This window comes from Permianibacter aggregans, from assembly GCF_009756665.1.
GTDB lineage: Bacteria > Pseudomonadota > Gammaproteobacteria > Enterobacterales > Permianibacteraceae > Permianibacter > Permianibacter aggregans.
In genome coordinates, this window is record NZ_CP037953.1 from 2208909 (window position 1) to 2226977 (window position 18069).

General features: G+C 55.0%; 20 protein-coding genes. 14 read left to right on the top strand and 6 right to left on the bottom strand.

The window, feature by feature from the left end:
• Nucleotides 1–2 precede the first annotated feature (2 nt).
• The 5 genes from E2H98_RS09760 to E2H98_RS09780 all read right to left on the bottom strand — a co-directional run bounded on the left by E2H98_RS09760 (nt 3) and on the right by E2H98_RS09780 (nt 4123).
• Nucleotides 3–815: an endonuclease/exonuclease/phosphatase family protein gene (locus E2H98_RS09760; RefSeq protein WP_133591972.1), complete on the bottom strand. Its 813-nt coding sequence runs from the start codon at nt 813–815 to the stop codon at nt 3–5.
• Nucleotides 816–966: 151 nt separating this feature from the next.
• Nucleotides 967–2367, bottom strand: coding sequence for a serine hydrolase domain-containing protein (locus E2H98_RS09765; protein WP_157591328.1), 1401 nt, complete (start codon nt 2365–2367; stop codon nt 967–969).
• Between the two features lie 58 nt (nt 2368–2425).
• Complete coding sequence (locus E2H98_RS09770) at nt 2426–2671, bottom strand: helix-turn-helix domain-containing protein (protein ID WP_133591968.1); 246 nt, start codon at nt 2669–2671, stop codon at nt 2426–2428.
• Nucleotides 2672–2678: 7 nt separating this feature from the next.
• Nucleotides 2679–3341, bottom strand: coding sequence for a DUF2975 domain-containing protein (locus E2H98_RS09775; RefSeq protein ID WP_157591329.1), 663 nt, complete (start codon nt 3339–3341; stop codon nt 2679–2681).
• A gap of 158 nt (nt 3342–3499) precedes the next feature.
• A complete protein-coding gene (locus E2H98_RS09780; RefSeq protein ID WP_408634800.1) occupies nt 3500–4123 on the bottom strand; it encodes a c-type cytochrome in 624 nt (207 codons plus the stop codon).
• A gap of 144 nt (nt 4124–4267) precedes the next feature.
• Here E2H98_RS09780 and yihA point away from each other — a divergent pair, with 144 nt between their 5' ends.
• The 13 genes from yihA to E2H98_RS09845 all read left to right on the top strand — a co-directional run bounded on the left by yihA (nt 4268) and on the right by E2H98_RS09845 (nt 15987).
• Nucleotides 4268–4861 (top strand): ribosome biogenesis GTP-binding protein YihA/YsxC, encoded by a 594-nt coding sequence (gene yihA, locus E2H98_RS09785; protein WP_133591964.1) that lies wholly within the window; start codon nt 4268–4270, stop codon nt 4859–4861.
• A 148-nt stretch (nt 4862–5009) separates the two neighbouring features.
• A complete protein-coding gene (locus tag E2H98_RS09790) occupies nt 5010–5684 on the top strand; it encodes an ABC transporter ATP-binding protein (RefSeq protein ID WP_133591962.1) in 675 nt (224 codons plus the stop codon).
• Nucleotides 5677–6648, top strand: coding sequence for an HlyD family secretion protein (locus E2H98_RS09795; RefSeq protein ID WP_157591330.1), 972 nt, complete (start codon nt 5677–5679; stop codon nt 6646–6648). The genes E2H98_RS09790 and E2H98_RS09795 overlap by 8 nt, the downstream gene beginning before the upstream one ends.
• A complete protein-coding gene (locus E2H98_RS09800; protein ID WP_133591958.1) occupies nt 6645–7646 on the top strand; it encodes an HlyD family secretion protein in 1002 nt (333 codons plus the stop codon). The genes E2H98_RS09795 and E2H98_RS09800 overlap by 4 nt, the downstream gene beginning before the upstream one ends.
• Nucleotides 7643–8830: an efflux RND transporter periplasmic adaptor subunit gene (locus E2H98_RS09805; RefSeq protein WP_133591956.1), complete on the top strand. Its 1188-nt coding sequence runs from the start codon at nt 7643–7645 to the stop codon at nt 8828–8830. The genes E2H98_RS09800 and E2H98_RS09805 overlap by 4 nt, the downstream gene beginning before the upstream one ends.
• Complete coding sequence (locus tag E2H98_RS09810) at nt 8827–10062, top strand: ABC transporter permease (protein ID WP_133591954.1); 1236 nt, start codon at nt 8827–8829, stop codon at nt 10060–10062. Before E2H98_RS09805 ends, E2H98_RS09810 begins: the two co-directional genes overlap by 4 nt.
• A gap of 161 nt (nt 10063–10223) precedes the next feature.
• Nucleotides 10224–10412 (top strand): hypothetical protein, encoded by a 189-nt coding sequence (locus E2H98_RS09815; RefSeq protein ID WP_133591952.1) that lies wholly within the window; start codon nt 10224–10226, stop codon nt 10410–10412.
• Nucleotides 10413–10950: 538 nt separating this feature from the next.
• The gene (locus tag E2H98_RS09820; protein WP_133591950.1) at nt 10951–11139 is read left to right on the top strand and encodes a hypothetical protein; all 189 of its coding nucleotides are present in this window, start codon (nt 10951–10953) and stop codon (nt 11137–11139) included.
• A 73-nt stretch (nt 11140–11212) separates the two neighbouring features.
• The gene (locus E2H98_RS09825) at nt 11213–12220 is read left to right on the top strand and encodes an MvdC/MvdD family ATP grasp protein (protein ID WP_133591948.1); all 1008 of its coding nucleotides are present in this window, start codon (nt 11213–11215) and stop codon (nt 12218–12220) included.
• A 4-nt stretch (nt 12221–12224) separates the two neighbouring features.
• Nucleotides 12225–13088, top strand: coding sequence for an SDH family Clp fold serine proteinase (locus tag E2H98_RS09830; protein WP_133591946.1), 864 nt, complete (start codon nt 12225–12227; stop codon nt 13086–13088).
• A 2-nt stretch (nt 13089–13090) separates the two neighbouring features.
• Nucleotides 13091–13615, top strand: coding sequence for a MauE/DoxX family redox-associated membrane protein (locus tag E2H98_RS09835; protein WP_133591944.1), 525 nt, complete (start codon nt 13091–13093; stop codon nt 13613–13615).
• Complete coding sequence (locus E2H98_RS09840; RefSeq protein WP_133591942.1) at nt 13608–14189, top strand: hypothetical protein; 582 nt, start codon at nt 13608–13610, stop codon at nt 14187–14189. The genes E2H98_RS09835 and E2H98_RS09840 overlap by 8 nt, the downstream gene beginning before the upstream one ends.
• Nucleotides 14179–15987 (top strand): ABC transporter ATP-binding protein, encoded by a 1809-nt coding sequence (locus tag E2H98_RS09845; RefSeq protein WP_162848198.1) that lies wholly within the window; start codon nt 14179–14181, stop codon nt 15985–15987. Before E2H98_RS09840 ends, E2H98_RS09845 begins: the two co-directional genes overlap by 11 nt.
• A 26-nt stretch (nt 15988–16013) precedes the next feature.
• Here E2H98_RS09845 and E2H98_RS09850 read toward each other — a convergent pair whose 3' ends face one another.
• Nucleotides 16014–16661, bottom strand: a complete 648-nt coding sequence (locus tag E2H98_RS09850; protein WP_157591331.1) for a DUF3667 domain-containing protein — start codon at nt 16659–16661, stop codon at nt 16014–16016.
• Nucleotides 16662–16803: 142 nt separating this feature from the next.
• Here E2H98_RS09850 and E2H98_RS09855 point away from each other — a divergent pair, with 142 nt between their 5' ends.
• Nucleotides 16804–18012, top strand: a complete 1209-nt coding sequence (locus E2H98_RS09855) for a permease (RefSeq protein ID WP_133591936.1) — start codon at nt 16804–16806, stop codon at nt 18010–18012.
• Nucleotides 18013–18069 lie beyond the last annotated feature (57 nt).

Sequence of the window (18069 nt, forward strand, 5' to 3'; positions counted from 1 at the left end):
CCTCAGGCATTCCGGATTTTTGCAGCGACCGGTGCGAGCGGGCTTCTGTGGCTCGCTTCTCCTAATTGCACCAACGCCGGTACCTCGATTTCCATGGCAACGGGCAGGTGATCAGAATAGCAGTACGGCAGCACTTCTACGGCGGAAATGTTTAAATTTTCACCAACCAAAATGTGATCCAGTTGGCGATTTGGACGCCAACTGGGAAACGTCGACAAATCCGGCGGCAAACCTTTCAGCGGTCTGCCGATATGCTCGAAGCAGCGCGTGATCTCCTCGGCCTCACAATTGGTGTCGCCCATCAACACCAGATATTCCCTGTCCTTGACCTGGTCAGCCAGGTAGCGAAGCTGCTGCAAGCGCGCCCGTTTGCCCAGCGACAAATGCATCGCGACCACGGTAATGGTGTGCTCGCTACTGCCGATTTGCACTTCAATCGCGCCGCGACCCGGGATCAGGCCCGGCAGCCGATGCTCTTCAACCTTGGCCACCCGATGCCGGCTCAGCAGGCCATTGCCATGCTGACCGAGCTGGGCAAGATTACGAGTGCGCTGGCCATGCCAGTACGGAAAGCCGGCCATATCGGCCAGGTATTCGACCTGGTTGAGAAAGCCGGAGCGCAAGGAGCCGCCGTCGGCTTCCTGAATGGCGACGACATCAAACGCCGTCATCAGGCCGGCAATGCGGCGCAGATTCGACGGCGATGCCCGGTGTGGCAGCAAATGGCGCCAACCACGGGTCACGTAATCGGAGGCACTTTCGGTTTGAATGCCGCACTGAATATTCCAGCTCAGCAGGCGTAGGGTTTGATTCATGCGTTACTACAGTGGCTTACGTTCGGGAACATACCGGTGTTCTCCCACAGCATAGTCATGCCAAGACCGCAAACAATGTGAAAAGTGCAACAAACTACAATCAGAAACGCTTTTTTCATACCGAGTCCTGCTGATATTCGCCGGATCATCGTCATGGCTGGCGCGAATACCGGTAAACCTGATCGTTGCTCTGCAACTGCAGGCGGGGCGGCTGGTTGCCGTCCGCTGTCATGAAGCGTAGTTCAACCGGAATCTCTTTGAAGTAAAACTCGGATGCGCTTTTGGCATAGACAAAGGTTTCCCGTATCCGCTCGCCATCCTGGTTCAGCTCCTGATAGAACAGCTTGCCTTCGCGAATACTGAAGCGCAGTCGATTGTCTTGCGGGTCGTCGTCATTCAGATAGGTGCCGACATAGCGCTGCAGAACCTCCGGCGCCAGGCTGACCGGTTTCGGCTGGCTGAAATCCGGCAGCGGCAGCCCGGTGCCAAGCAGGTGCAAGGCCACTTGCTGCAGTTCGTCTTCGGCCACCGCGTTGCTCAGCAATACCACGGCCAGTTTCGACTGGGGATTGAAGCCGACGAAAGCCTGATAACCAACGGCTTCACCGCCGTGGTAGTAAATTGGTTGCTGCTGATGCCAGCGAATTTTCCAGCCGAGGCCCGTGCCTTGTTGTTCGCTATCGGCGATTGGAAAAGGCTGCATCGTCAGCGCAAAAACATCGGCCATTGGCGAGCTTTCCGGATGCAGGTGTGCTTGCAGCCAGCGCACCAGATCGGCGGTGCTCGAATAAAGACCGCCAGCGCCGTAACGCCACGTCGGTGTCGACAACTGGGCGCCCGCAATCGGCGTCATGTCATGATGGGGCGTTGCCAAGGCCTGTTGCTGGGCCGGGCTCAGTTGATAGCCGGTGTCGGCCATCGCCAACGGTGCGGTCACTCGCTCGGCAATCAGCTGCGGAAAGGGCTGGCCGCTGTGTCGCTCCAGCAGCAGCGCCAGCAAGGTCATGCCGGCATTGGAGTACTGGTAATGCTGACCAAACGGGGTTTGGTAAGGGAAACTCGCCACTTGCTCCAGAAACCGCGTTGGCGCGTTATCGCCATGAGCCTCAAGCCCGGCAAAATCGCGCGGTAAACCTGCTGTGTGGGTGGCCAGGTGGCGCAGCGTCATCGTGGTACCGGCCACATCGGGCACGCGAAACCCTTCCGGCAGCAGGGCGTTGACCGGCGTTTCCAATTTCAATTCGCCACGCAGCACCCGCTCGGCAAACAGGCTGGCGTTAAATAACTTGGTTAGCGAACCGACCGCGAACAGACTCTGGGGGTCGAGATGCTTATCAACCGACAAACGGCCGTAGCTGAAGTAATGGGCGCCGTGTTGATTGATCAGCGCTACCGAGATGCCGGGGCGATAGCCGTTGTCGACCGCATCGCGAACGTTCGCTTTGACCGGTTCCGGCAAGGATTCGACAGTGTTCAGATCGTAACGGTCTTGGCAGGCGCTGATCAGCACCAGCAGTGGTAAAACAAAAATCCAGGGCGAGCGAACGGGCATGGTGTTGGTCTCCATGAGGTCGGTGAAAAAAGGGAACTGGCGGGAAACTTAAGGCGCGCTACTCGAGCAGCACATCGTCATCGTCAGCGTTGGTGCCGTTATCGGCTTGAAAAGCGAGAATATCGCCGGGCTGGCATTGCAAGGCCAGACACAAAGCGCTCAGAGTTTGAAAACGAATGCCTTTGACCTTGCCGGTTTTCAGCAGCGACAGATTGGTCATCGAAATGCCGACCTGTTCCGACAGCTCGGTCAGCGACATTTTGCGTTTGGCCATGACCACATCGAGGTTGACAATAATCGCCATGGCGCACCTAAACAAACGATTCGTTTTCGGTCTTCAGCTGGCTGCCCAGCCGGAACACTTCCGCTATCGCCAGCAACAGCAAACCGAACCACAGCGGCATCAGGTCGACCGGCAACTGCAACAGTACCGTCGGTAGCGAACCTTCCGGTGCCGACCAGGGCGCCGCCAGCAGCTGCGCGTTCGGCAGCTGCAGATGCTGCAAAATGAAGCGCTGATATAGCCAGCCTTGCAGCAGCTGGTAGGGCGTGACGGTCATCACCAGCAAGGCCAGATAACGCAGCCGCCGGTAATTGTCGGCGTTGAATGGCGTTGCCGTGCGCACCGATGCCACCAGCGCGCGCAGCAACCACAGCACCGCGCCAATCAGCAACAACACGGCGAAGGCGTCGATGGTTTTCAGCACCAGATAATCAAATCGATCCGAGGCAAACTGAAGCTGTCCCTGATCGACCTGCAGCGTTACGTCTTGCAACCGAGGGTTTGTTACCTCGATGGCATAGTTTTCGGTGCCGGGGTCGATGGCAATCGGCCAGCTGCTGAGCAGCGGTTCATCGTCATAAGCGATAGTGACCAGCAGCGTCGCCGCAAAAAGCAGGCCGGTCGCCAAGGTCAGCAGCAAGCCGAGATTAATGCTCCAGGCCAGCACTCGGAGCGGGGTGTTTTGCAGCACAGTGGAACCCAGTCAGGCAATCGTTGTGGTGAAAAGATAGCCAACCGGATAACGCAAATCAATATATTTTTTACGTTTTACATAAAATAATGAATGCTGAGGGCAAATTCAGGGCGATAAAAAAGCGGCCTGAAGGCCGCTTTTTCGATGGCAGGCTTTTAGTGCAGGCCAACCAGATAATGCGCCAATGCTTCGATCTGGGCATCGGTCAGGTTTTTCGCCGCGCCGCGCATCATGCCGTTCGGGTCGTTCTGACGCTTGCCGTCGCGGAACGCCTTCAGCTGGGCAATGGTGTAGTCGACATGCTGGCCACCGAGAGCTGGAAACTTCGCTGAAGGCATGCCTTTGCCGTCCGGACCGTGGCAGGCGGTGCAGGCCGGCACGCCGGTCTTGACGTCGCCGCCGCGATAGAGCTTGCCACCGAGCTCGACATACTGCGGCTTGACGCCGGCGTATTGAATCGATTGGCTGGCGTAGTAAGCGGCCAAATCCGCCATATCGGCTTCGCTCAGCGGCGCCGCCATCGGCGACATCGACGGCTCGAAACGGCCGACTTTGCCCTGCGTTTCCATGCCTTTCTTGAATTCTTTCAGCTGCTTCAGCAGGTAGCTTTCATGTTGGCCAGCCAGCTTTGGCCACATGGCATTGACGCTATTGCCATCCGGACCATGGCAGGCGGCGCAGGTGGCGGCCTTGGATTTGCCGGCGGCGGCATCGCCCGCCAACACAGCACCGTTTCCGGCAAGAAGTACAGCAGCCAGTACAAGCAATTTCTTCATCATGATTTCCCAAACTCGGGTGCGGCAACATTCAAGAGTAGCCGGTCGGCAGTGCTACACTGGCCGCCCGGCGAAAAAACCGCGCAATTATACATAGAATGTGCGGGAATCGCGCACCTTAAAAATCAACCGGAGTGCCCTCCCCGCATGGATTACCGTCAGGCGCATTTTCAACTGAGCGCCCCGAACCGTCACCTGCTGCCGCCCGACAAGGGCATCGAAGTCGCCTTCTCCGGCCGCTCCAATGCCGGCAAAAGCTCGGCCCTGAACGCCCTGACCGGTCAGAGCAACCTGGCCCGCACCTCAAAAACGCCCGGTCGCACCCAGTTGATCAACCTGTTTGCCTTGGACGACGAACGCCGGCTCGTCGATCTGCCCGGTTATGGCTATGCCAAGGTATCGCATACCCTGCGCGACGATTGGCAACAGAATCTCGCCGATTATCTGTTTCACCGCCAAGCGCTGAAAGGCATCGTGCTGTTGATGGATATCCGCCACCCGTTCACCGAGCACGACGAGGTGCTGCTCGATTTGGCCGAGAAAACCAAAAAGCCGGTGCATTGCGTGCTGACCAAAGCCGACAAACTGAAATTCGGCGCCCGCAAAACCGCACTGCTGACCGCCCAAAAGCAATTGGCCGGCAAGCCGGAATGCTCGGTGCAATTATTTTCCGCGACGGAAAAAATCGGCATTGAGGATCTGGCCGCAAAGCTCGATCAATGGTTCTTGCTTGCTGAGTGAACGTTCGCGCTTTTCCTGAATCGGTCATTCAGCGGACGAAGCGCTAGTTCTGTCGCCAGTAACGATGATTCAAGTCCAGTGCTGATTGACAGTCGTAGCGCTGATCGCTAGTTTGCGAAACCTCGACATACATGGAATGTACCCGCCAGTGATTAGCGTCAGCAGTCTGGTTAAACGGTATCGCATGGGTGACAGTGAAGTCACCGCTCTGGATGGCATCTCGCTCGACATCGCCGCTGGCGAATACGTCGCCATCATGGGGCCGTCCGGTTCCGGCAAATCCACCTTGATGAATGTGCTCGGCTGTCTCGACAAGCCCGATGCTGGTATTTATCGCCTGGCCGACGCCGATGTCGCCGGTCTCGATGATGATGCGCTATCAGCGGTGCGCAATCGCGATATCGGTTTTGTTTTCCAGGGCTTCCATCTGCAGGCGCGGCGCAGCGCTGAAGAGAATGTTGCGCTGCCATTGCGTTACGCCAATATCGACAAAAACGAAGCGCAGAAGCGCGCTCGTGAAATGCTGGAACGGGTCGGTCTTGGTCACCGGTTGCATCATCGACCGAATGAATTATCCGGCGGCCAGCGTCAGCGCGTGGCGATTGCCCGGGCGCTGATCAATCAACCGAAAGTAATCTTCGCTGACGAGCCGACCGGCAACCTCGACAGTCGCACCTCCGAAGAAATCATGAACCTGTTTGATGAACTGAATGGGCAAGGCCAAACACTGGTGCTGGTCACCCATGAGGACGATATCGCGCGTCGAGCGGCGCGCATTATCCGGATGCGCGATGGTCGCATTCAGGAGGACCGCCGTGCGTAAATTGCCGTTGTTATTGCTGGCATTACCATGCCTTGCCGAGCAGCCGAGTTTATTGATCACCGGTCAAGTGGCGGCCCGTGAAGCGCAGTATTTCATCGTGCCGCGCAGCGATAGCTGGCAGCAACAAATCAAGTGGTTGGCCGCCGAAGGGCAAGTGGTGCAGCCGGGTGAGCCAGTGCTGATTTTCGACGCCGCCAATTTGCAGGCCGATATTCGGCAAAAAGAAGCTGAGTTGCGCGCCGCTGAACAAAAAGCTCAGGAAGAAAATCTGAAACGAAATCAGGAATTATTGAAAGCCCAGCACGAGTTGACGCAAGCAAAACTCGCACAACAAAAAGCCGAAGTCGACGCCCGTGTGCCGGCTGAACATTTAAGCCGGTTCCAGTACGAGCAATATCAATTCGCCTTGCGCAAAGCCGAACACCTGGTGCAGCAAGCCGAATTGAATCTGCGTAACAAGGAAAAGGAAGTCGCCGTTGAGGCGCGCAAACAAAAACTGGATGTTCGGCGCATCGAAAGTGATTTGCAGCACAAGCGTGAGCAATTAGCCGGCATGGAGCTGAAAGCCGAGCGCGCTGGTGCCGTCATGCATGGCCGTCATCCCTGGAACGGCACCAAGCTGACGCCGGGCGCCAATGTTCAACCTGGCTGGATCATCGCCGAAATTCCCAATCGCGACTCCTTGCAAGTGCAGGCCTGGGTGCACGAAGTCGATGCACCGAAGTTGATCAATAACGCTCCTGTCAGTTTGCGTCTCGACGCCAATCCGAACTTGCGCCTGCAGGGGCAAATTCGCCGTATCGGCCAGCAGGCAGAGAAGCGTCAGAACTGGGGTGATGCCAAGTATCTGGAGATCTGGGTGGAACTGGCGCCGGATACGCCGCTTGAACGGTTGACGCCGGGCATGAGTGTACTGGTCGATATGCCGCTCAATCGTGGTGAAGCACTTGGAGCAGCGCCATGAAAAATATCGCACCGTTTGTTTTCGCTAGTTGTTTGTTGGGTTGCGCTGCAGAAAGTGATCAGCGCGCATTAGCCGACGCGCCGCTTTCTACGTCTTTGGTGCAGGCCAGTGGTGAACTGGCGTCAGCAGACACGGTATTGCTTGGCCCGCCGATGATTCAGCATGTCTGGCAGCACAAAATCACCTTGCTGGCACCGGAAGGATCGCAAACCAAAGCCGGTCAACCGGTGCTTGGTTTCGATGCCAGCAATCAGCAGCAGGAGTTGATCGTCAAAAGAAGTGAGCTGGCCACCGCCAAACAAAAACTCGACAACACGATCATGAGCGATAACGCGACGTTGCAGGAATTAAAACTGAAGCTGGCCGAAGCGCAGATGCAAAAAGAAAAAGCGGCGCGCAAGCTGGAGCAATCGGAAAGCCTGGTTGCTGCCAATGAATTGAAAAAACTGCGCATCGATCAAGCTATCGCCGACGACAAATTGATGGAAGCGGAAAAACTGCTGAAACAACACCAGCATGCCTCATCGGCGCGCAAGGAAATTGCTGCCGCCGAATTGGCCCGATTCGAAGCCGAGGTTGCGCGCTTGCAAGGTGAAATCCAGCGCATGACCGTATTGGCGCCCAAAGAGGGTTTGGTTGTCTACAAAACCGATTGGCAAGGCAACAAATTTGGCGAAGGCGATACCGTTTACGTTGGTCAATCGGTCATGGAAATTCCTTCACTGGAAAACATGATCGTCAAGGCCGAGGTGCTGGAAGTTGATGCCGGTCGTCTGCGCGTAGGGCAACCAGTGCAGATTACTCTCGATGCACAACCGGACCGGCAATTTCATGGACAAGTGCGAACGCTCGGTCAGGTATTTCGCAGCAAATCGCACAAGGATCCGGCGGTGGTGTTCGATGCGGAAATCACCATCAGCAATCCCGATGCGGAGTTGATGCGACCGGGAATGGCGGTGCGTTTGCGGGTTGATACCAGCAAAGAGGATGCGACATGAAAGGCGTTGCGTTGCTGTTGATGCTGGCGTTGAGTGCCTGTTCATCTCAAACCGAACAAAGCGCCGCTGAACTGGTTTTGCAACCCGCAGATTTCAGCATACGGGTGCAGGCCGAAGGCGAACTGGAAGCGTCAACCGCGACGCCGATCACGATGCCGGCGGGCATTTCCGAGCCTCAAGTATTGGCCTGGATGCAGGAAGAAAACGTTCGGGTCAAGGCCGGCGACATCGTCGCGAAGCTCGATGAGAAACGCTTCCAACGTGAGGCCGAGCAGGAACGCCTGAAAATATCGCAGGCGGAATTGTCATTGAACAGTCGCGAGTTTGTGCTTGGCGGTGAACGACGCAGCATTGGCGCCGAACTGGATCTGGTGCGTGAAGAGCTGGACTTTGCCAGTCGTTTTGCGGTCGAGGATCTGCGTGTTTACTCGCGCATCGAGATAATCGACAAGCTCGCCAATGTCGATTACCTACAATCGCGCCAGGCTCATCAGCAATGGCGTAACGACCGTCATGACAACAAAACCGAGGCAGAGTTGGCGTTGCTGCAATTGCAACAGAAGCAACACCAAACCCGCTTGCAAAGCGTCGAACGGTCATTGGGACAAATGCTGATCCGGGCACCGCATGACGGCGTGCTGATCCATGCCCGCGATTGGGGTGAACCATTGCGGGTCGGTGCAACGCTCTGGCCGGGCCGCAAAATCGCCGTTATTCCGGACATGAACAAGTTACAGGCGAAACTGCACGTGCTGGAGAGCGAAGCGCTTGGACTGGCCGCTGGACAATCGGTAACGTTGCGGGTCGATGCGCTGCCGGAATTGTCCTTGCGCGGTACAGTCACCCAAGTCGACAAGCTGGCAAAACCGCGTCAGCGCAATAACCCGGTGAAATATTTCGAGTTGATGGTGCAGATCGAACAGGCACCGGTTGAACGCTTGCGTCCCGGCATGGCGGTGCGTGCCGATATTCTCGTTATCGAAAAAAATAATGTATTGACGGTGCCGGTGCAGGCGCTCAGTCAACAAGAAGGCAAACACTGGGTCTGGCGTTATGACGGCGAACAATTTATTCAGCACGCTGTTGATGTCGGCGCCCGCAGCCAGAGCCGGGTAGAAATCATTGGTGGTGCGCAAGCCGGCGACAGAATTCTGCTGTTGCCACCGACTGGACACAACACATGATCAGCTGGCAACACATACGCGAAGCGCTGGAAGAACAGCTGCATCACAAACTGCGCACCTTGTTGACCTTGCTTGGCATGATTTTCGGTGTCGGTGCCGTGATCGCCATGCTCAGCATCGGTGAAGGCGCTGAGCGCGAAGCATTACAGTTGATCGACGAGCTCGGTTTGCGCAACTTGATCGTCGAAGGCAAGCCGGTCGAGGAAGATCGGTTGCGGGAGCAGCGCAAACATTCGCTTGGCTTGAATCGGCGAGACATTGAAGTGGCAATGGACACGCTGCCATTTGTGCGCAACTGGAGCGCGGAAAAGCGGGTGAAAACCTACCTGTTGTTCAGTGAGCAAGGCCGTTCCGACGCTGCCGTTTTCGCGGTCAGTCCGAGTTATTTTCAGCTCAGCCATCTGCAGGTAGCGTCCGGTAGGTTGCTCAGCGAAGAAGATGATCGCCATTTCGCCCAGGTGGCGGTGCTGGGCCCGGAAACGGCCCGGCAGCTTTTTCCCGGCGGTGATGCCGTAGGCCAGCTGATTAAAATCAATCATGTCTGGCTGCGCGTCGTTGGTGTGCTGGCCGACAAACAACTGAGCAAATCGGAATTTCAGGGCGTCAAACTCGGCGGTGAAAAGAACCGGGTATTCATTTCACTGGACAATGCCCACCGCCGTTTCAAATTCGAGCCGCTGGAATCCACGCTCGACGCCTTCCGGCTTGAACTGGAACCGGGCGCCAACCCACTGGTGGCGGCGGAAAGTCTGCGTCATCTGTTGCAGCGTCGTCACAATGACATCGACGATTTCGACATCGTGGTACCGGCACAACTGATGGCTCAGCACCGGGAAACGCGCCGCATTTTCACCATTGTCATGAGCTGCGTCGCCGGCATTTCGTTATTGGTCGGTGGCATTGGCATCATGAACATCATGCTGGCCAGTGTGCTTGAACGCACGCATGAAATCGGTTTGTTGCGTGCCATCGGCGCCCGCAGGAAAGACATCCTGACGCAATTTATGGTTGAGAGTTTTACCATTACGACGCTTGGTGGCTTGCTTGGTATTGTGCTCGGTTTTGCGCTGGCTGCAGTGATTGCCTGGTATGCCGGCTGGGCCGTCGGTTTCTCGCTGACTGCGATTCTTGTGTCGGTTGGTGTCTGCGCGTTAATTGGTATGGTGTTTGGTTTGTATCCCGCCATGCAAGCCGCAAAACTCGATCCAATCGTCGCGCTGCAGCGCGAATAGATAATGCGAAGTGGCTCAAGTGAGCATCGAGAATCAAGTCCCATATTCCCTTTGCTCCAGAGCGATATCCGAGTTGTCATTGACGGTAGAAATCTCGCTTTCTATGGTCGATGCTGCCGTCAAATGACGGCGAATACTCAAAACATCGCTAGGAGTCAGAAATGGAAAACAAGCAAAAGCTTTTCGCCTTCAAAGTGATCGCCAAGGAGTCGCGGCAGGCAGTCAACAAGGATGGCAAGTGGTTGGCGCGCGAAGGCGTTGCCACTGCCGGTTGTACAGACCCGCGAGGTTGGGGTGCAGTGCGTTACTCGAACTGGTGGGGTGGTGTTGACGCTGGCGCCTTCTGTTAATTGATGCAATACAGCGGAGCGCAAGGTGGTAAACGCAGCTCTGCTCAAATTTATTTAGCAAGTGGCGTGAAAATGAGTGCAAGACTAGTTCGCGGAACAGAGCTAACGACCCGGCGCGGGTTCCTTAACAGCACTCTCCGCTGATCCGCACTGGCTCATTCCATTCCTGCACACCTGTCAGCCGGCTCCCGGCCCCTCGCTGAAATACTCCAAACGCAATGAAACGTTGACGATTTGTAGCTTTTTGTAGAATTTTGTATAGCAAGTTTCTTTACAAGTACGTCATCAGAATTTACAACGGCGAAAAAAAACGTGAATTAACGCCCAGAGCATTTGCTATGTGATTGGCAAAAAGCGATTCAAAAACAGTCGGTTGTCCACGCTTATCCGCGATATTGAACACGGATTAACTTCATTCAGTACGGACCGCAAATCCGACGTCTACTTTTAGCATTGACGTACAAATTCATGCTCCCTATATTCGCTTCCACCATCATCGGACGATGATGGTTTTACCAACGTTCAATAGGAGTCAGAAATGGAAAACAAGCAAAAGCTTTTCGCCTTCAAAGTAGTCGCCAAGGAAAACGCCGTGGCAGTGAACAAGGACAACAAGTGGTCAGCGCGTGACGGCGTAGCTGCCGCTGGCTGCACCGACCCGCGCAATCTGGGCATGGTACGTTACCCGAGTCGCTGGGGTGGCATCGATTCCGGCGTGTATTGCTGATCGTTGCCGTCGGTGGAAGGCAATTTTCTCGCCTTCCACCAATGAAACGGACTGAGTCATAACAGGGTCAAGGATGGACAAGAAAATCCTGATTGTAAGCAATAGTTACGATATCCACGCTGATCTGGTCATGGAAAAGCTGCAGGCCAGGGGAGTTGAAGTTTTCCGCCTGAATCAAGACAATTTTCCTCGTGATTATGGCATCGCTATTCAACATGGAGTCAGTAATGTCAGTTGTGAGCTTGGACAGCTCAAGTCGGGTCAATCGTTGAATCTGTTGGATGTCGGCGCAATTTGGACGCGAAAACCCGCACCGTTCCGGTTCATAAGCGATGATCTGCCAGCGCAAGAACGGGCATTTGCCAACGCTGAAACCGCTCATCTGTTCAACAGCATATTATTCTCGCTCGACGGCTTCTGGATGAATCATCCGAAAGCCAATCGAACCGCCCTATGGAAAGGTGAGCAACTGCAACGTGCGGCAAAGTTTGGTTTTCGGGTGCCGCGCACACTGATCAGCAACGACCCGGAGCAAGTACGACAATTCAAACAAGTGCTGCCAGGCGAAATGATCGTCAAAACGCTCTCTTCGGCCTCGCTGTCCGTTGAGGACGTTGAGCCGGAATTCAGGCAGGCTGGCAGTCTGATGACCACGATCGTTGATGAACAGCATATGACGTCGATAGATGCCGTACGTGAGCTGCCTTGCTTGTTCCAGGAATACGTTCCCAAGCAGTACGAGCTGCGAGTAACGATCATTGGCCAACAGGTCTTTGCCGCCCGTATCGACTCGCAACGAGATCAACGCACGGCAATTGATTATCGTGATTTCTCCGTCGATATTCCGTATCAACCGGAACGCCTGTCAAGCGAACTGCAAACCCGCTGTCTCGGGTTTGTCGAGAGCTATGGACTCAGTTATGGCGCGATGGACCTGATCGTGACGCCAGATAATGAATACGTTTTTCTTGAAAACAATCCTTCAGGCCAGTTTCTGTTCATTGAACAGCTGGTGCCTGAACTTTCCATGTCTGACGCCGTTACCGATCTGTTGATTAGACAGAGCCGGCAACGGCGCTGAGAGCATGTCCATGCAAAATATTATCGAATCATTGCAGCACTATCGACAAAGACCGGTACTGACTATCGCCGCCACGCAGCTTGATCTGGAGATTCTGCCGCCTTTGTACGAACTGTTGCGACAACAGCCTCGTCGTGAACGTCTTGATGTGCTGTTCTACAGTCGCGGCGGCATTGTCAACGCTGCTCGGCGAGTGGCGTTGTTGCTGCGTGAATTTGCTGACGAGATCAGCTTTCTGGTGCCGCACTACTGCGAATCGGCCGGCACCGTCACGGCGCTTTCCGCCAACGAAATCATCGCCGGGCCGCTAGCAATCTTTTCGCCGATTGATCCATTGTTGACCGCCGGTCAACCTGGTGAAGCGGGGCCGCTGGCGTTATCAGCCCAGGATCTGCGTTTGTTTAGTGAGATGAGTCGACAATGGTTCGGGCTCGAACAACACGAAGCCCAGCAACACGCCTTGCAAACGCTGGCCACCAATATCTTTCCGAGCACGCTGACCTCGTTTTACCGCTCAACATTAGAGATGCAATCTATTTGTCGAGAGCTATTGGCTTTGCATCGGCCGGATGAAGTCGAGCGTTGTAAACAAATCGCCGATCAGCTGATATTCGGTTATCACTCCCACACTTACGCATTGACCCGTGATGACATGAAGGCGCTGGGTTTGCCCGTGACGAGCGACCCGGAAATAGAGCCCTTGCTCTGGTCGGTGGCTCAGGCGCTGCATGAATCCGTCGGCGCCATTTCCCGCCGGGAAAGCGATTCGGGTTGGCAGGATGCGTTATTGGGCAGCGGTGAAGGCCGCTGGCTTCGTACCCGCTCGGAAGACATGCCGCCTCACTGGCAATTCGCTCGCTGGAGCTGAGCATGATCAGCGAAATGGGATCGGAAATTTGTCGGTTGTTGATTTTACTGACATTGCTGTTGTCGAGTTACCACAAACTCTGCGATTGGCGCGGGTTTGCCGCCAGCCTCGTTGAAGACTTTCGGGTTCCGAAGCAGTCCGGCATTGTTTCGGCCATCGTGATTATCGCCATCGAAGCCCTGACGGCTCTGATGATTCTCAGCGGTGAACCTTGGCAAATTGTCGGCCTGTATTTGGCGGCCGCTTTGTTTCTCTTGCTCAGTCTGGTACTGGCAAGGGTTTTGTATCACAAGCAGCGGGTTTTTTGCCAATGCTTCGGTCGCTCCCGTTACCCGATTTCCAGTCTGGATCTGCTTCGCAATGGTATTTATTTTTTTGTCGCCGTTTTTGCGGCGATCGTTGATGCGGCGATCGCGCTGACTTGGTTGGAACAGGCGATGTTATTTCTGATCGCGCTGCCTATTTTTCTGCTAACCATTCATCTGAACGAACTGCAGTGGTTGCTGCAGGAGCAAACACATGAGTGAAACACTGATCACCATGGCGTTGTTGCTGCTGTTATGTCTGGTCACATTGAATTTGTTTCTGAGCTTGCGCCTAGCCCGCCGGATGCGTCCAGCCGAGCGCGAACCGAAGTTACCGTTCACGGTGGTTTTGCAAGCCGAACTGCAGCCATTTTCCGCGCTTCGTCTGCAGAGCGAACAAACTCTAACGGCAGAGCAGTTGTTTGCCAAACCCAGCGTCTGGGTTTTTCTGTCGAGCAGTTGCGCGGATTGCCGCAAACGCCTGCCCGAACTGCTTGCCCTTTTGCCGGCGATGCAAACGGCGGATGTCGCACTATGGATAACCGGCTTTGAGACGGCCGACAAAATGCGTGGCTTGCTCGGCGAGACAGCATTGTTTCCGCATTTATTAACGCTCGAACCAGCTGTGCGCCAGCAACTCAATCCGCGCAATAGCGCCCCGTTTTACTTGTTTGTCGACGAAGCACGGATTGCTCAGGCCAGCAATTTTATTGGTGACCCGAACTGGCAGGCGTTCGTTGCCCAAATGCAGGAGTTTCAGCCGTTGCCAAAACAGGATGTCGTGCATGAATCATGAGGCGGACCTTCGACAGGCGCTGCTACCGCGGCTGGCATTGCTGCGTCCCTATCGATGGCGATTGGCTGTCAGCTATCTGCTGCTGCTGATCACGGCCGGCTTTCAGCTCGCCTACCCAAGTGCGATTGCCTTGTTCATCGATCAGATGATCGCCGGTGCTGGTTGGTCATGGCTGGCATTGATGGCGGCGATCATGCTGGTGATCATTGGCGTTCATGCTGTCGCCAATGCCTTAAGGCATTATCTTTTTGCGTCAACCGGTTCGCAGATTGTTGCCGGCCTGCGTAATCGTTTCTTCATGACCATGTTACGACAGAACATCGCGTTTTTTGAACGGGAAAATGTCGGCGAGCTGACCAATCGCCTGACCACCGATATCGACCTGTTGCAGGAAACCCTGACTACTGAACTGGCATCATTGCTACAAACAGCACTGATAGCGCTCGGCGGCGCGGTCATGCTGATATCAATTTCACCAGTCTTGAGTCTGCTGATGCTGGTGCTGGTGCCGGTGGTCATCTGGACCATGCGCAAAGTCGGCGGACAATCGCGCCAACTCGCCAACATGCGCCAGGAACGCCTTGCCTATTGCAGCCGCCTTGCCCAGGAAATGTTCGCCAATATCCGGTTGGTTCAGGCGTTTACCCAGGAGCGGCAGGCCACTAAACGTTTCACCGATACCACCACTGAAACATTGCAGTATTCGCTTTCGGCTGATCTTCTATATGCCGGTCTGGAAGGCGCCGTAACGTTTATCCAAAGCGCCGCGCTTTTGGTGACGGTATTGGCTGGCGGAGTACTGGTCGCGCAGAAAAGTTTGAGCCTGGGCGAACTGACCAGCTTCATTCTGTATGCCGGCATGACTTCGGGCGCGGCGACGGCGCTGGGAGCGTTGTGGGGCGAATGGATGCGTGCTATCGGCGGTACTGATCGGGTGTTCGAGCTGCTCGTCGAAGCAGGCACTGAGAATGCCTCTGAAGACGCGCGCTCATGTCCATCATTGCACCAGGAACTCCACTTTTCTGCGGTCAGCTTTACCTATCCAACTCGACCGGAACAGGCAGCGTTGAAGCAGTTTTGCTTGCGCATTGAACCAGGTGAAAAGATCGCGTTGGTCGGTGCCTCTGGTGCCGGCAAGTCCACCGTAATTAACCTGCTACTCGGCTTTTACGCACCTACTCAGGGTGAAATCCGTATAGGCGACCGCAATATGCAGTCGGTCAATCTCAGAGAATTGCGTCAGCAGGTCGCCCTTGTTGAACAAGAGCCGGCGCTATTTTCCTGCAGCATCCTCGACAATATCCGCTACGGTGCACTCAGCGACGTGGACGAACAACAGATTTTGCGAGCTGCCAAAGACGCCAATATCCACGAGTTCGTCAACCAATTCCCTGCCGGCTATCAAACCGGGGTTGGTGCTCGGGGCGTGCAGTTGTCCGGCGGTCAGAAGCAGCGAGTCGCTATAGCAAGAGCGTTGATCCGCAACCCGAAGCTGCTGATTCTCGATGAGGCGACCAGCGCTCTGGATGCTGACAGCGAACAAAAACTGCAACAAGCGCTACAGAGGGTGATGGAAGGCCGTACCACCATAATCATTGCACATCGGCTTTCGACCATCACGTTTGCGGATCGGATTGTTGTAATGCGGGATGGTTGTATCGTACAGATTGGGACGCATCAGGAACTGATCAAAAATCGCGAAGGGCACTATTACCAATTGATAGCGGGGCAAATGGCGGCCTGTGCTGATGGCTCCGATTCGACCAATCTTGCGATTGCCGAATCACTTCACGATTGATCGGCTATTGTCAAAGCGCCAAGCACTTAAATGACCCAGTTAATCAATTGCAGGTAAGCAGCATTGGCAACTTGCGCCAATACCAGCGCACCAAGTGCCGCCAGCCAGCGGCGCCATACGGGACCAACGGCGACACTACTCCAAGCCCACAGTGTGTACATCATCATCATTAGTGTTACAACGATTAGGACGATGCGCTGTGCTGGAGCTAACGGTAACAGCAGAATCATCAGGGCGCCGAAAAAATTGATAAGGCCTTGCGTGTAGGCAAGAGTGACCAATGCATCGACGTAGCGAATCTGCAAACCGAAAAAGCACAAGCGAAACACCAGTGCGATGATCGGCAAGATCAACAGCAACAACACCGCACTGTTTTCGATCAGAAAGTTATCCAGGTCAGCCGCTGGCGTAACCAAAGACCGCCAACCGAGTTGGCGATGCACCAGCCAGTCCATCAGGATCGTCACAGCCACACTGAGCAGCAGAAAGCGCAACGGCCTGGTGAAGCGACCGCTGCGTTGCCACAGGTAATGGCGAATCACCAGCGCCGGTTGGCGCAACAGCCAGTGCAGCGTGCCCGGCAAGCCGTGATCCCATTGCAATACTTCGTCGCGGGTTTCCTGCAGAATTTCCCGCAAGGTCACCGGATTATTCGGTTGCTCAGGATCGGACATGTGCATCACAAGTGTTGGCTCCCGCCCGACGTATGGCAAGTCGTGGAATTTGGGTTGTCTATACTGTCAACATGCTTAGTCACTTTACCAGTAATTCCCAGCCGCTAGTCAAAGCAAAATTTGTTGTCACCGGAGCGATGTCATGAGCAACTTTTGGCAGCTCTGGCACCAGTCTGCTCTGACTTCGGTTGGCTTGTTCTGGATGGCATTCTGGGCGTTCGGGCTCGGTTACGCCATCAGCGCGATGATTCAGGTGTTCGTCACCCGGGAAAAGATGCGGCAAACGATGGGTGAGTCGGGCGCCAAAAGTGTCGCACTCGGCACGCTGTTCGGTTTTATTTCCAGTTCCTGTTCGTTTGCGGCGCTGTCCGCCACTCGCGCGCTTTTTGCCAAAGGCGCCGGTTTGATCCCGGCTTTGGCATTTCTGCTCGCCTCGACCAATCTGGTCATTGAGCTCGGCATCGTTATCTCATTGTTTTTGAGTTGGCAGTTTGTTGTAGGTGAGTATGTTGGTGGCTTGTTGCTGATTTTGCTGATGTGGTTGCTGGTACATTTGACCGGTTCCGACAAGCTGATCCAGTCGGCGCGAGAAAAAGCCCGGGAGGCACAATCGGGGCCTGACCATGGTGATCAGGAAAAGCCTTCACCTCTGACGGAGAAAGCAAGCTGGCGTAAGGTCGCGATGAAATACCTGATGGAATGGCAGATGGTCTGGAAGGATGTGACCATTGGTTTCACGGTTGCCGGCATCATCGCGGTGTTTGCACCGGACCGCTTTTTCCATGCATTGTTCCCGGGCGCAGGCAATAGCAGCGTCGGTTTTCTCGATATTCTGCTGCAAGCATTGATCGGTCCGTTGGCGGCGTTTTTCACCTTTATCGGATCGATGGGCAATATTCCGCTGGCGGCGGTGCTGTTCAGCCACGGCGTCAGTTTTGCCGGGGTCATGGCCTTCATTTTTTCCGATCTGGTGGTGCTGCCAGTGCTGCGCATTCAAGCCCAGTATTACGGCTGGAAGTTCGCACTCTATGTGTTGGCGATCTTTCTGCTGGTGTTGGTGGTCAGTGCTTTATTGCTGCATTACGCATTCGATCTGCTCGGCTGGCTGCCATCGTCATCGCTGATTGGCGAGTTGAGCGAGCGCCAGTACTTCGCCATCGATTACACGCTGGCAATCAATTTGCTGCTCATCGGCGTGACGCTCCATTGTCTCTACTTGCATTGGCAGCATGCCGACAGCCATTCCCATGATCACGGTGACAGCAGTTTAAGCGAGCGAATTTTGTGGTGGTTGTCGATGCTGGCGTATTGCTGGCTCGGCATTGGCTTACTGCTGGGGCTGCTGCGATGAAACAAGCCAAAAACCTATTGCTTATATTGAAAATCGTATGTAAAGCGCGACGCTGAT

Coding starts and splice junctions, on each gene's coding strand:
- yihA (WP_133591964.1), top strand. CDS start 4,268: ATGGATTACCGTCAGGCGCATTTTCAACTGAGCGCCCCGAACCGTCAC.
- E2H98_RS09830 (WP_133591946.1), top strand. CDS start 12,225: ATGTCCATGCAAAATATTATCGAATCATTGCAGCACTATCGACAAAGA.
- E2H98_RS09855 (WP_133591936.1), top strand. CDS start 16,804: ATGAGCAACTTTTGGCAGCTCTGGCACCAGTCTGCTCTGACTTCGGTT.
- E2H98_RS09835 (WP_133591944.1), top strand. CDS start 13,091: ATGATCAGCGAAATGGGATCGGAAATTTGTCGGTTGTTGATTTTACTG.
- E2H98_RS09850 (WP_157591331.1), bottom strand. CDS start 16,661: ATGTCCGATCCTGAGCAACCGAATAATCCGGTGACCTTGCGGGAAATT.
- E2H98_RS09800 (WP_133591958.1), top strand. CDS start 6,645: ATGAAAAATATCGCACCGTTTGTTTTCGCTAGTTGTTTGTTGGGTTGC.
- E2H98_RS09780 (WP_408634800.1), bottom strand. CDS start 4,123: ATGATGAAGAAATTGCTTGTACTGGCTGCTGTACTTCTTGCCGGAAAC.
- E2H98_RS09820 (WP_133591950.1), top strand. CDS start 10,951: ATGGAAAACAAGCAAAAGCTTTTCGCCTTCAAAGTAGTCGCCAAGGAA.
- E2H98_RS09825 (WP_133591948.1), top strand. CDS start 11,213: ATGGACAAGAAAATCCTGATTGTAAGCAATAGTTACGATATCCACGCT.
- E2H98_RS09815 (WP_133591952.1), top strand. CDS start 10,224: ATGGAAAACAAGCAAAAGCTTTTCGCCTTCAAAGTGATCGCCAAGGAG.
- E2H98_RS09840 (WP_133591942.1), top strand. CDS start 13,608: ATGAGTGAAACACTGATCACCATGGCGTTGTTGCTGCTGTTATGTCTG.
- E2H98_RS09770 (WP_133591968.1), bottom strand. CDS start 2,671: ATGGCGATTATTGTCAACCTCGATGTGGTCATGGCCAAACGCAAAATG.
- E2H98_RS09760 (WP_133591972.1), bottom strand. CDS start 815: ATGAATCAAACCCTACGCCTGCTGAGCTGGAATATTCAGTGCGGCATT.
- E2H98_RS09765 (WP_157591328.1), bottom strand. CDS start 2,367: ATGCCCGTTCGCTCGCCCTGGATTTTTGTTTTACCACTGCTGGTGCTG.
- E2H98_RS09810 (WP_133591954.1), top strand. CDS start 8,827: ATGATCAGCTGGCAACACATACGCGAAGCGCTGGAAGAACAGCTGCAT.
- E2H98_RS09805 (WP_133591956.1), top strand. CDS start 7,643: ATGAAAGGCGTTGCGTTGCTGTTGATGCTGGCGTTGAGTGCCTGTTCA.
- E2H98_RS09845 (WP_162848198.1), top strand. CDS start 14,179: ATGAATCATGAGGCGGACCTTCGACAGGCGCTGCTACCGCGGCTGGCA.